Source organism: Ruegeria sp. YKSF57 (genome assembly GCF_059612585.1).
In genome coordinates, this window is sequence record NZ_JBXWQW010000015.1 from 63,466 (window position 1) to 76,124 (window position 12,659).

The 12,659-nt window shown below is 58.3% G+C and carries 10 protein-coding genes; 6 read left to right on the forward strand and 4 right to left on the reverse strand.

The features are described from left to right. Window positions 1-208: 208 nt before the first annotated feature. The 6 genes from repA (at window position 209) to AC2FLX_RS08195 (ending at window position 7,073) form a co-directional block, all read left to right on the forward strand. The gene (gene repA, locus AC2FLX_RS08170) at window positions 209-1,408 is read left to right on the forward strand and encodes a plasmid partitioning protein RepA (RefSeq protein ID WP_028288490.1); all 1,200 of its coding nucleotides are present in this window, start codon (window positions 209-211) and stop codon (window positions 1,406-1,408) included. Then, window positions 1,408-2,376: a plasmid partitioning protein RepB gene (gene repB / locus AC2FLX_RS08175; RefSeq protein ID WP_496810172.1), complete on the forward strand. Its 969-nt coding sequence runs from the start codon at window positions 1,408-1,410 to the stop codon at window positions 2,374-2,376. The genes repA and repB overlap by 1 nt, the downstream gene beginning before the upstream one ends. Window positions 2,377-2,586: 210 nt before the next feature. Then, window positions 2,587-3,672: a plasmid replication protein RepC gene (gene repC / locus AC2FLX_RS08180; RefSeq protein WP_496875405.1), complete on the forward strand. Its 1,086-nt coding sequence runs from the start codon at window positions 2,587-2,589 to the stop codon at window positions 3,670-3,672. Window positions 3,673-3,778: 106 nt separating this feature from the next. Further along, window positions 3,779-5,947, forward strand: a complete 2,169-nt coding sequence (locus tag AC2FLX_RS08185) for a ParB/RepB/Spo0J family partition protein (protein ID WP_496810174.1) — start codon at window positions 3,779-3,781, stop codon at window positions 5,945-5,947. A 99-nt stretch (window positions 5,948-6,046) separates the two neighbouring features. Beyond that, entirely contained in the window at window positions 6,047-6,520 is a 474-nt protein-coding gene (locus tag AC2FLX_RS08190; protein WP_496810175.1) for a UCP036055 family protein, read from the forward strand. Window positions 6,521-6,908: 388 nt separating this feature from the next. Continuing rightward, window positions 6,909-7,073, forward strand: coding sequence for a hypothetical protein (locus tag AC2FLX_RS08195; protein WP_009574204.1), 165 nt, complete (start codon window positions 6,909-6,911; stop codon window positions 7,071-7,073). 106 nt (window positions 7,074-7,179) lie between these two features. Here AC2FLX_RS08195 and AC2FLX_RS08200 read toward each other — a convergent pair whose 3' ends face one another. Genes AC2FLX_RS08200 through AC2FLX_RS08215 form a run of 4 tightly spaced genes read right to left on the reverse strand, consistent with a single transcriptional unit; the run spans window position 7,180 to window position 12,549 of the window. Then, window positions 7,180-7,788, reverse strand: coding sequence for a 4Fe-4S single cluster domain-containing protein (locus tag AC2FLX_RS08200; protein ID WP_496810176.1), 609 nt, complete (start codon window positions 7,786-7,788; stop codon window positions 7,180-7,182). Then, a complete protein-coding gene (locus tag AC2FLX_RS08205; RefSeq protein WP_496810177.1) occupies window positions 7,785-9,623 on the reverse strand; it encodes an AAA family ATPase in 1,839 nt (612 codons plus the stop codon). Before AC2FLX_RS08205 ends, AC2FLX_RS08200 begins: the two co-directional genes overlap by 4 nt. Beyond that, window positions 9,620-10,759 carry a hypothetical protein gene (locus tag AC2FLX_RS08210; RefSeq protein WP_496810178.1) on the reverse strand — a complete coding sequence of 380 codons (1,140 nt, stop codon included), beginning with the start codon at window positions 10,757-10,759 and terminating at the stop codon, window positions 9,620-9,622. The genes AC2FLX_RS08205 and AC2FLX_RS08210 overlap by 4 nt, the downstream gene beginning before the upstream one ends. A gap of 50 nt (window positions 10,760-10,809) precedes the next feature. Continuing rightward, window positions 10,810-12,549 (reverse strand): PIN domain-containing protein, encoded by a 1,740-nt coding sequence (locus AC2FLX_RS08215; protein ID WP_496810179.1) that lies wholly within the window; start codon window positions 12,547-12,549, stop codon window positions 10,810-10,812. Window positions 12,550-12,659: the final 110 nt, after the last annotated feature.

The following is a 12,659-nucleotide window of genomic DNA, read 5'->3' on the forward strand; positions in this document are numbered from 1 at the left end:
CTTTATCGTTGGTAATCAATGCGTTATCTAGCGTAAGCCCCGCGCGACCAAATTGGTGCTGTGGATAACTTTTCCACTACATCTAGATTCTTCTTGCCGGACTCAGATGTTCGTGGCATCTCCATTCTGACGGCAAAACGCGTCAGACGTGGCTTCGACCGTCAGAACGACAAAGAGCCTTAGCAAAGGCCATGAGAGGCGGCAGAACATGGATGATCGAAATACGGGCTACGCGCAAGGCATAGGCTCTTCCGACATCGGAGCATTTGCAGACAGTCTTGCTGAGTCGCTTGACCGGCAGATGAAAGTTGCGTTCGAGCCAGAAGAACGCAAGTCCTTGCGCCGCTTCAGCTCAACCGAGGTCGCCGAGTTGCTGCGCGTTAGTACGTCGAACCTGCGCAACCGCCACAAAGATGGCAGCTTCCCAGAAGTTCACACTGACGGTCGCGGTCATAGGTTCTACACGGCCGAAGAAGTTGACGACCTCCGCAACATTTTGGCGCGGACAGGCAAAAATGCTGACGCGTACAGACCTGGCCGCCGAGACGGTGACCGTCTTCAGGTCATTTCGGTCGTGAATTTCAAAGGCGGCAGCTCGAAGACAACAGCGACGATCCATTTGGCACACAGGTATGCCCTGCGTGGCTACCGCGTGCTTGTGCTGGACCTCGACCCGCAGGCCAGTTTGACGACATTTTTCGGCTTCCGGCCTGAGCTCGAATTCGCCGAAGGCGGCACAATCTACGACGCATTGAGATACGATGATCAGGTTCCGCTCTCGGAGGTCATCCAGAAAACATACTTCCACAAGCTCGACATGGTCCCGGCTGGCTTGATGTTGTCCGAGTACGAAACCGAGACAGCGAATGCCCTTGCGCGCAGGGTTCAGCCGATTTTTGCAGAGCGTCTTGCTCTGGCGCTAGAGGAAGTCGACTCAGACTATGACATCGTGCTGATCGATTGCCCTCCGCAGTTGGGCTTCCTGACATTGACAGCATTGGCAGCGTCCACGGGCTTACTTGTGACGGTCGTCCCCGGCATGCTCGACATCGCTTCGATGAGCCAGTTCCTCAAACTCGCTTCGGAAACGGTCAAAGCCGTCGAAGAGGCGATTGGACGACATGTCACTTGGGACTTCGTAAAGTTCCTGATCACACGCTACGAGCCGTCGGACGGACCACAAACGCAAATGGCCGGGTACCTACGTTCAATCCTTGCGGGCCAAGTCATGACTGAACCGATGCTGAAGTCGACAGCCATTTCTGACGCCGGCATGACTCAGCAAACCATCTATGAGGTAGACCCGAGCCAGCTCATTCGGAAGACCATTGATCGGGCTTTGACCAGCGTGAACAGCGTTGCCGATGAGCTGGAGCAGACAATCCAAATGGCATGGGGGCGTCGCTGATGGCTCGAAATATCTTCAACCAGCCACCGAAAGACGAGAAAGAGTCGGCAGCCCCCTCCCCTGCCCCGGTCAAATCCTCGAAGCTACCTGGCTCGGTTGGCGGATTGCGGGACTCTCTCCGGGAAATCACTGCCAACTCAATCCGAGATATCGAACCCGACCGGATCGATATGGATGGCATCCGGGATCGCCTGATCCTGGAAGATAGTAGCATTGAAGATCTCGCCGAAAGCATTCGCAAGCATGGTCAGCAAGTGCCGATCATGGTTCGCCCCTCTGACCAACCGGATCGATACCGCATCATCTACGGGCGTCGCAGACTTGCAGCCATTCGAAGAGTTGGTGGAACCGTCAAAGCGATCGTTCGAACGCTCGATGATGATGCTTCTCTGATCGCGCAAGGTCAGGAAAACAACCTGCGGCTGGATCCGTCCTTCATTGAAAAATCTCTTTTTATCAAAGAGATGCAGGAGGCCGGTTACAAGCCTGGCGTCATTCAGGACGCCCTAGGCCTCACCCGGCAAGGTGTGTCGAACCACCGTGTAGTCATCGAGCAGCTGCCTGACGAACTTGTCCGGCTTATCGGCCCGGCTCATGGCGTAGGTCGACGCCAATGGGGTGATCTTGCTGCACTTTCAGAGAAGGTTCCGCTTGTCGACATTGCGCGTGAGACACTTGCCTCTCTGCCTGACACCACTCCAAGCTCGGACAAGTTTCAAGCCGTCTATGTTGCTTGCTCCAGCAAGGCGCGTGGCGCAGCCGACCAAAGCGCCCGTGGCCAAACGACCGTGGTAAAGGACAATAGTGGTAGCCCTGTCGGCACACTTTCAGTCGATGGCAAGTCGATCGCTATCAAGATCACCCGCAAGGACAACCCGGAATTCGGCCAATGGCTCGAAGAGCGCGCGGAAACCACGCTGCGACAGCTTTTTGAACAATGGCAGAATGAGAGAGGCTCGGGGAGCTGATCCCCGGTCATAACCAAAAACACGAGCAGAGGAGAAAGGCGAAGACCAAAAAGAAAAGAGCCCCCCAAGGTTTCCCCCGGAGAGCCCTCATCATCTGATTAGCACCTGTGATGTAGCAATCTCCGACATACCGGTCAAGAGTCACCGATTCGGTGGACGTCTTTTTGTTGCCTTTTCTCGCCAAAAACAGCGGGAAGAGCCGGGGAAGTTGTGGGCCGCAACGGTCGTCGTTCAACAAACATGGCATTCACAAAGCTTTCCGCTCAGACCTTTGGCGTCGGCAAGGGCACCCCCGCCACGTCAACACCTGAAACCGACATCTGGGCAGTCTTCCGCGCGCTCAGAGATACTCGCAACCTGTTCGGTCTCCGTCCAGGACATGTTCAAACGCTCCAAGCGATGCTGAGCTTTCTCAAGCCTGGGCATGGAGACACAGTCTTCGCTTCCAACGACGAGATCTGCCGTCGAGTTGGCGGGATCGATGAACGAACCCTCCGTAGGCACATCGATCGCTTTGTTGAACTCGGTTTCATGAAGCGCCACGACAGCCCAAATCGCAAGAGATACCGAGTGAAGTCCTCCGAAGGTCAGTCCATTAGCTATGGGTTGTCGCTGGCTCCGTTGCTCGCGCGTGCCGGCGAACTACTTGCGACAGCCCAAGCGATGGAAAACGCTCGTCGGGATCGCGTGTTTTTGCGAAAGCAAATCCTAACCAAACTTGCTCAGATCGACGAAGCTGACCCCGAGAACGAACTCACTCATCAGGTACGCCGAGTTCTTCGAAGGAAGCTCTCGATCGCGGAGTATCGTACTTTGCTCGGCGAACTGGAGGCTCAATGCAAACAGATGTCCACCGCGGTGGACGCACCAGAAACAATGAAACTGCCCGCCAATGACGGGCAAACTGTCCGCCACCATTCTAAGTCTAAAAAAGAACAAAAAGATTTAGAAAGCGGGACCAACAGCCAAACACCTCCCCTGCAAACGCTCACAACCGTTTGTGACCAGGCTACATCGTTCGCAACGAACTCACTTAGGAACTGGCACGATGTTGAAAGCCACGCGAGAACGCTCGCTCCAATGATGGGAATCCACGAAAGCACCTTCGAAAAGGCTGCTAAGAAGATAGGCTCTCAAAAAGCATCATGCGCCATCTTCATAATTCTCCAGATGAGCAATCGCATCCGAGACTTTGGAGCGTATTTCCACAGCATCACGCTCGGTCGCAGAGAAACTGACTTCAACCCATCACTGTTGTTGGAGAGGCTTTCTCGTTCTGCGGCAGCAACTGCGTGATGTCCACCGCGGTGGACATGTCGAGAGGTAGAGATGGGCTGTGAAAGGGGTGACGGGAAGTGAGATCGGGAGAGTGGCTTCCGGCGCCCGTCGCGGAGAAGATCTGATGGCGAAATCTGCCCAGAAAGTCACCCTGTCCCCGTCCCGGGACATTCCCTTCGACAAGCTCGTGCTGAGCCAGTCCAACGTCCGGCGCATCAAGGCCGGCATCTCCATCGAGGAACTGGCCGAAGACATCGCCCGCCGCGGGTTGCTGCAGAGCCTGAGCATTCGGCCCGTTCTGGCGGATGATGGTTCCGAGACCGGCAAGTTCGAAATCCCCGCTGGCGGTCGGCGCTTCCAGGCCCTGTCTCTCCTGGTGAAGCAGAAACGCTTGGCCAAGACGACGCCCATTCCCTGCATCGTGCGGGATGCCAATTCTGCGATCCTCGCCGAAGACGACTCGCTCGCTGAGAACATGCAGCGTGCAGCCCTGCACCCGCTTGATCAGTTCCGCGCCTTCGTTGCGCTTCGGGAGAAGGGTCAGGGCGATGAAGAGATCGCGGCCGCTTTCTTCGTCACGCCGCAGGTGGTCAAACAGCGCCTGAAACTCGCCGCTGTGGCCCCGGCCCTCCTCGAAGTCTACGCCGAAGATGAGATGACGCTGGAGCAGCTGATGGCCTTCACCGTCAATCCGGATCATGAGCGCCAGGTTCAGGTCTGGGAGGCGATCCGGTCATCCTGGAACAAGGAGCCCTATCAGATCCGGCGCATGCTGACCGAAACGTCGGTGCGCGCGTCTGACCGTCGGACCGCCTTTGTCGGCGTCGAGGCGTACGAGGCTGCTGGCGGCACCATGTTGCACGACCTCTTCCAGGACGACGACGGCGGTTGGCTGGAAGACCCGGCCCTGCTCGACCGACTGGTCAGCGAGAAGCTTCAGGCTGAAGCCGAAGCGATCGCGACCGAGGGCTGGAAGTGGATCGAGGTCTCTCTCGACTTGCCCTATGGCTACAGCCACGGCTTGCGCCGGCTCAATGGCGACCCGGCGCCGATGACGGATGACGAAGGCGCGGCCCATGCCAAACTGCTTGCCGAGTACCGGGCGCTCGAGAAGGAATTCGAGGGCCAGGATGAGTTCCCCGAAGAGATCGACGCACGTCTTGGCGAGCTGGAGATCGCGATGGAGAAGCTGGAGGTTCGACCGCTGATCTTCGATGCGGAGGAGATCGGACGGGCAGGGGCTTTCGTGACGCTTGACCGCTATGGCGAGCTTGCCGTCTACCGGGGCTTTGTCCGGCCCGAGGACGAACCTCGGCAAGATGCCGACGTCCACATCGGTGAACAGGCGGCAGGCGGGCAGGGCGCTGAGCTTTCAGCGGGGAGTAATGTGGATGGTATCGGCCATGGCACGGTGATCACCTCTGCTGGTCAGGCGCTTGGCGCCAACGTGTCCGACGACGAGGACGATGGTGCGTTGAAGCCGTTGCCCGAGCGGCTGGTCATGGAGTTGACGGCGCACCGGACATTGGCACTGCGGGAAGCTGTCGGGCGTTCTCCCGACGTCGCCCTGACGCTGCTGCTCCTGAAGCTCGTCAACGACACCTACCGGACATCCAGTTCGGCCGGCAGCTGCCTCGAGGCTTCGGTCCGTCACGTCTACATGTCGGCGCAGGCGAGCGATCTGAAGGACAGCGTGGTGGCCAAGCTGGTGGACGATCGCCATGCGGAGTGGGAGGCCGACTTGCCGCTCGGCGACGATGCCGCGCTCTGGGACTACCTGACCTCCCTTGATCAAGGGAGCCGGCTGTCGCTGCTCGCGCATTGCCTCAGCTTCGGGATCAACGCGCTCCATGAGAAGGTGAACCCCTATGGTGCCGGTATCTCCGCCAGCGGTTTGACCAAGCGGATGGCCCAGTCCGACTTGGTCGCACAGGCGGTCGATCTCGACATGGTCGAGGCGGGTTGGGAGCCGACAGTCGATACCTACCTGAACCGCGTGCCAAAGGTCCGGATCCTCGAGGCCGTGCGTGAGGCTAAAGGGGAGGGGACGGCGCAACTCCTCGATCACCTGAAGAAGGGCGAGATGGCGACCGAAGCCGAGCGTCTGCTGAAAGGCAGCGGTTGGTTGCCAGAGGTTCTTCGCCGTCACGACCTGGTAGCACTCGACGGTGCGGAAGGGCAGGGGGCGCCTGAGCCCGTTTCCGATGCCAGTCAGACCGAGGATGTCGACCTTCCCGCCTTCCTCACCGCTGACCTGCCGGGTGATGATGCGTCGATGATGGCTGCCGAGTGATCCGCGCCATCCGAGGGCGGGGAAACCCGCCCTCAATAACATAAAATACAACAATATCAATAAGATGAATGCAAAATGACGCATTCAGGATGAGGAATCATGTCTGCAACCACCATTCTCGAAACCGCGCCCCTGGGCGCGCTCATTCGCTACACCGATAGCACAACGAAACCGCCCGCCCGGTTCACAAAGAAGCTCGCGGCCTGGGAGCGCTCGAACGGCGTCGGCCGTCTCGTCAAGAAGGAGCCGCCGCGACCCTATCCGACCTGGACGGCGCCGGCGTCGTTCACGCTGCACGAGGGGAACTTCTCTTCCGACGGGGTCATTCTAGTCACCATCATGCGGACTCATTCGGCTGACAGTGCGTTGACATTCGAAGTGGCTGAGGAGCCGAAGCCCGGACAGGTGCGCGTCGTGCTGGATTTCGGCGGTTGCACGGAGCTGCTGCATCTGGCCGAGTCCGTCACGGCTGCCGAGCTCTGGATCGCCAGGGAAGGCTATCGCAACGCGCGGCTCGAAATCGTTGGCAAAGAGGACGGCGATAGGGCAGGGGGCGCGGAGCTTGCCGCCTGAGCCTATGTAGAATCAAAGGGGTCCGCCCAAGCCCGGGCCTCTCACCCATCACGACCCTGTCCCGCGAGATCGCGGGGCACCATAGGATCCAATCCAACACGGAATGAGGTCTTCCTTGAAAAGCCTGCCCGGGAGGCTGGCAGCGATAGCATCAGCGGAACATACGGCTCCAGTCAGCGGTCGCACCATCCCCCGCTCGCCATTCCCTTCCTTGCCCCGAATCCTGTCTTCGAGATCAACCCGCGAGGGGTCGGACTACGGGCGAACCCGTGCCGCCGGGTGGATTCGGACGAGCCGAACGCACCCGGTGATGTCAGCCAGTCTTCGGGCCTGCGGGGTCCTGTCGCGCGGGGGATGGTCCTCCGCCTCCAAGACAGGAGCCAAACAGATGTCCCGCAAAGATGCACACGCCTTCGCCGCCTCCCTCGCCGCCACGCTCATGGTCTCGATCGTCGTCTTCCAGGCCGGTGATGGAACCTATGGCGCCGTCCCCGCCGATGAAATCGACGGCGACGAGGTCGTGATCGTCTCGGAATACGATCCCTTCGGGTGAGGCTTCGGCCCCACCTCCCTTGGGCCCCGGGCGCGGCGCAGGTGCGCCCCCTGGGCATATCGACGGCGGAGTGACCGCCTATGCCCGATATCCACCCGTCTCCGTCTCAACTCGGCTTGAAGGGAGGCTCCGCAGAATGGATCATTGGAAATCCATTCATTCGCAATTGGTCGTCCAAACCCACACGCACTTCGACAGCCGGGCGATCAAAAGATGACGTCTCAATCGAGCGCTCGTATCTTGATGTCATGTAGTGGAACCTCTGGTTCGAGGAACCTACCCAATTTCGCCTCTGATCCGGCAGTGCAGCAACGAAGGGGCCGTCGACCACGATATCAGAGTGGTCAAGCAACGCTTCAACTCCCGGCAGATTTCGCCGACGAAGGTGTTCCAGCCTGAAGCCGGTGAATACCATTACGGATATTCCAAGTCTCTGGCAGGAGGAGGCGACCTCCGCTAGCCCTTGTGCTTGATATGACGGCTCACCTCCAAGGAAAGTGACCCCTTCAATGCCGTAGTGGTCGCGGGCCTGCTCTATCTCGTCCACGATTCGCGATGAAAGAATGGTCTGCCTGCGCACGAAGGGTAACAAATCCGGATTGCAGCATCCGGGACAATCGATGTCGCAGCCCTGAACCCAAAGCGCATAGCGTAGGCCAGGCCCTTCAACGGACGTGCAGGGTATGCGGGAAGCAATGTTCAAATAGCGGGTCATGACGCCTCAAGTGTCACACGAGGCACATCTTCGTCAGCCAACTCGATAACAAGCGTTTGGCCAATACACATGGCCCGATCCGGCACCTCGTTGAAAAGAAAAGTGGAAATCGGGTCGATCACCCATTTCGTCAATGCGGTGATGGCTCCGCGTCCGCCCATGGTGGGGTCGATTTCGCCTGCAACCTTCTCAAGAAATACACGTTCCTCAGCGATCCGGACGGCTCGAATACCATATTTGTCTTGGAGCTGCGCGCGAAGCGAGCCAAGTTTGCTCCGCATGATTTCAGCCAGAAAGCCCCTGTCACGAACAAAGTTGAACGCGACGATATTGTCACCAATTCGGTTCAAAAGTTCAGGTCGCCCCATTTCTCTAACGAAATGATCCCGCACGCTGCTGTTGAAAGCCTTCCTCGTCTCTTCGTCGGTCAATGTCGGAGCTATCTCGGCTGCACCAATGTTTGAGGTGAATATTATGATTGCTTCCGAGAAGCTCACGGTTTGACCACGTCCGTCGGTAAGGCGGCCATCCTCCAGAATTTGCAGAAACTTGTCGAGAATTCGTACATGGGCCTTCTCGATTTCGTCGAAGAGGAGGACGCAAAAAGGACGCTTTCGGATGGCATTCGTCAACTGCCCACCCTCTTCATAGCCGACGTATCCCGGCGGCGCGCCGATGAGTCTTTGATCGCTGTGTTCATGGTTGAACTCTGACATGTCGAAGCGAATGAACGCCTCTTCGTCCCCAAAGAGGAACTCCGCGAGAGATTTTGCCAGTTCCGTCTTACCGACCCCGGTGGGACCGACGAAGAAAAGAGAACCTTTCGGCATTCGTTGCCGCCTAGAATGCTGCAAGCCTGAAAGCCCGGTAAAGGCACGAATGGTGACAGCGGTGACTTTCTCAATCGCGTGAGTTTGGCCTTTGACGCGCTCTTCCAACATGGCCGGCATCGAGAGAAGCTTATCGCGGCTGAGTGCCTCCCACGCACTGGTCTGAATACCATGACGATAGAGGCTCAACAGACTGTCGGCCGTCAACTCTTCGGTTTCAGCGCATCGGACAGACAATCCTTCGATATTCAGAATATCCTGGCACGACATCCCGTCGAGCGCATCAATCAGGTCCTCATAACCCGCCTGACCGGCCTTGGGTCGGTTCTTCAGCCGCCATTGATGGAGCCGGTCTCCAAGTATCGTGGACCGCTCCTGCCGGTCCGGCAGCGGCACGACGACCTCGCGCAGATGCGCCGGTCCCGGTAGCATCGACAAGGGAAGCGCGTGGGCGGCGGGAGTGATCAGAACCAACAGGTTCTTTGGCCCTGCGTCCTCTGGGTGCGCCGCGCCGACAATGGCCTTGGCAAGTTGCGCAAGTAGGTCTCGTTCACTCTGTGATGGATTCTGGCCGAATGAGAACGCAAAGTTCGCCAGATTGGCGACAAAGGCCGTCGGCTGCGCGGTCTTGTCGGACAGTACCCTGAGCACGATGGCGACGAAATCTTCCACAGTAACCGGCGAAGGTTCCGCACTGTCAAAACGCGCATCTGGGGCAACAGCATATGTCGCGCCCCGCGCGTCGGTCGGCCCTGCCGAGCTGGCTAGGGTCTCCCATTTCGCCGCATCGCGGCCGTGGACCCCTGTTACGGGATCCCATTCGATCACGGACTTGAAGGCGCCCTCGCGAAGGGCCGCGGCGACCATTTCGGGTATGCGCTGATACTCTGTCGTCCAAGGATTGCGGCGCAGATCGTAAATTTCGCCGTGAACGACAAGGCAAGACACCAGGCCCGCATGCGTTTCCAAGCTACGCAACCATACAGGACGATGAACCGGTTTCATTTCCTGCGCTCCTCCGAACCGTCCGGCAACTGCTTGGCCGATTTTCCGATCATGTCCGGATTGCGCCACGAAACCTTCTCTTCCTCGAGTTCGATCCCGTAGATATCCTGCAGCCGAGGTAAGACCTTGTCAGCGTCATCGAGGCAAGCCTGCCCTTGATAGTGATCGAATTTGTAAGTCATCCCATCCAGATTGACGCGAAAAGCCGCCTGCGCGCCAGACGGTCGCTGTGCTTTGATCACCACGGCGGCGGCCTCGCCCGCTTCGAGCTTCGGGTCGGTAACGACAAACCCCGCGTTGCGCAGTTCTCGTAAAAGACCAGAAACCACGTGCCGTCGCGCGGCCTCCTGCAGGGCGCGTTCATCGGCCGCTTGGCGGATCGCAGAAAGCCTTTCATCCAAGTCTTGCAGCGTAAGCCCCTCATCGGTCAGGTTCGGTCGCAAGCCACTGATCGCTGCTTGGGCCAGATCGTCGCCCAATTGCGCATAGACCGCCATCGCGTCCTCCAGCAGGGCTTCCTTCTCGCGTCGGTCGTCTTCGCGTTGCTTGGCGTGTTTGAGAGTTTCGGCCTTTTCTCGGGCGCCCGCCATTACTGCATCAAGGCGGCTTGCCAGCTCTGAACGCCGACGCTCATAAACCGCAAGGTCGATTGGCGCGCTCTCAATCTCACGGCGAAGCGCCATCAGATCCTGCTGGCAGAGGTCCCGCTCGATTGCGCCCGGCAAGGATGCACGCGCTTTGCGAAGCATATCGAGCAAATTACTCTGTGCAGCCAGCTCCTGCGCGTTTCTTTCGGTCCGCGCATCGCGTTCGCCCGCCAGGCGCGCCCGCGCGGTTTCTCGCTCGGCCTCGGCGGCTGCGGCTGCCGCTTCTCTCTCGGCGGCCTGAGCGGCGCGACGGTTCTCACGGGCGCGGCCGTTCAAGCCACGCATCATACCGGACAAGCGGATGTTTTCATCCCGCGCTTGTTCCGGGTCTCTGCTTAGCAACTGTTCGACCCGCGCAAGCGCCCTGCGGCAATCGCCGTAATCTTTTGCAACGAAAACATCCAAACCTTGTTCAGCCAAGGCATCAAGGCGTTCGAGGTTTCGTTCGGCATATCTCGCTGTAGTGTCCCGGATGCGGTCGAGATACATCTCTCTTCGCTTTTGAGCTTCTATTCGCCAACGCCTATCTGCCACAAAGCTCATTTCTGGATGTCCCTCCGCCGTGTCTTTGATTCGGCTATGAAAACTTCTGCCGTCATCACATCGATATCGTATGATTTGCACCTCGGCACGAAATCCAGGTCCTGGGAGACGAGAATTATTTTGCGATCTGGCTGACGGTACGGAATCAGGACTGCAATAATCTCTCCATCTGCATTTCGTTTGTCGCCTGACTTTAGGTGGCTCACATCAGGGAAAGGTGCCGTCCATTGATTTTTCGGAAGTGTCGAAATTGCGCGCAAATTCTTCCGACTTTTCCATCGGAAGTCGTCTCGCTGTGTTTTCTTCCTTTCGATTTCGTCCGCAACCGTTTGCGGAAAAACAAAAAAATCTGTCGGCAAGAGGTGATCGGCGAGGTCGCCGAACTCAAGAATAGCAGAGGTATCAAATGCGACGACCCTGTCGCATTCGGGCGGAATATGCCCCACCTCCCGAGATTGCTCATTAATTTCGGAAGCAAGTTCCGTTGCCGTAGGGTCGAGTCTACCGAGTTCAGGCTGTGAACGTCGGAATTGAGCCAGTGAGGGTTCACTCGCCAAGGTTTCGACCAGCCCTTCAATGATAGGGCGCGGCAGAATTTCCAACGCGTCAACAATCCTTTGCATCCACGTTTGCGACCCCGGCTCATGCCTGACCCGATCAATGAGCCCCATCCAAAACTCTGACGGCTTCAGCCAAAATGCAGGCAGCACAAATATCTCCGGCGCTTCCGAAAACCGGCATTCACTTTCAAGGGCAGCGACCAATTCGCTCCATTCCGAACCGCTCTGCGCAAAGCCACCTGTCCTGCGGAACACCCCGATTTCAGCGTGCAATCCTTCCCATATGATGGGCAACCTAAGGTATTCGCGCCCCTCCCTCGCCAGAAAGACACCCGCGACACCTGGATTGTCTTCGCGCGGATAAGCCACCCGCATGGCTTGCCCCCGGGCCGGCGGCGAAATGAAGGTCGGCGCGGTTACCCCCGCCACGGGATCGAGCTTGGCCAGGACGGCCAATGACGGAAAATCCAACTCAGTTGATATAGTCTCGGGCAAGCCACGAACCAATGTCAGCCCATCGAGCCCCTCGGGCAAACGGCAATGGAGCGAGACCTCGGCATCATCGTCAAGGCTGGAGTGGTTCGATCCGTCCTGGCGGTCCGGCAACAACCAGGAACGCCGCACCGTTTGTGGAAGACCGCGTAGGTACTCGCTCTCGCGCGGGTCGCTGCATTCGAAGGAAAGCTCGCCGTCATTGAGGACAAGCATCGCGTCGCTGCGTCGCCATCGATGACCCATCTTCTCGCAGGTTGCATTGTATACTTGCATGTCGTCTTGCAAATCAGCCCTGAGTTCGCCGTCGATCCAATGCCGAGGAGGATCGGTCGCGAAAGGATCGACAGGGATACGGAAACAGCTCCCCTCCACGGGCTCGGGCAGCAGAACACCGGCCTCAACGATTTCTTCTAGCACCGGATCAAAGAACCGCTCGATTGTTCGATCCTGTGCCGATTTTTGGGCTTGCTCTGACGGCTCCGCCGCGCATGCACCATTCGGCTCCTCTGGCCCGGGCGCAAGATCGGAAAGGCGGAGCAAGGACGGGTCGATTTCGTGCTCTGCGACCCGATGAACGCGCCCGCGTTCGATAAGATCGCCGAGCACATCGGGCAAGATTTCCCTTGCGCCCGACACGCCAAAAACCTCCCGAAACAAGCTTCCGATCGGTGCTTTGGCCAAGGTATTGTCGCTTTGCGAAAACCGAACCACTGCCTCTTCCAGAGCCCGGTGCAGTGGAGTGAGTTCCGGAAGGAGGCGATAGGTTACCTTTGCACGAAGGTGCAGGACCG

Bases quoted from the DNA above. Each gene is read 5' to 3' on its own strand.
- repA (WP_028288490.1), top strand. From the start codon at position 209: ATGGATGATCGAAATACGGGCTACGCGCAAGGCATAGGCTCTTCCGAC.
- repB (WP_496810172.1), top strand. From the start codon at position 1,408: ATGGCTCGAAATATCTTCAACCAGCCACCGAAAGACGAGAAAGAGTCG.
- AC2FLX_RS08185 (WP_496810174.1), top strand. From the start codon at position 3,779: ATGGCGAAATCTGCCCAGAAAGTCACCCTGTCCCCGTCCCGGGACATT.
- AC2FLX_RS08190 (WP_496810175.1), top strand. From the start codon at position 6,047: ATGTCTGCAACCACCATTCTCGAAACCGCGCCCCTGGGCGCGCTCATT.
- AC2FLX_RS08195 (WP_009574204.1), top strand. From the start codon at position 6,909: ATGTCCCGCAAAGATGCACACGCCTTCGCCGCCTCCCTCGCCGCCACG.
- AC2FLX_RS08200 (WP_496810176.1), bottom strand. From the start codon at position 7,788: ATGACCCGCTATTTGAACATTGCTTCCCGCATACCCTGCACGTCCGTT.
- AC2FLX_RS08205 (WP_496810177.1), bottom strand. From the start codon at position 9,623: ATGAAACCGGTTCATCGTCCTGTATGGTTGCGTAGCTTGGAAACGCAT.
- AC2FLX_RS08210 (WP_496810178.1), bottom strand. From the start codon at position 10,759: ATGTATCTCGACCGCATCCGGGACACTACAGCGAGATATGCCGAACGA.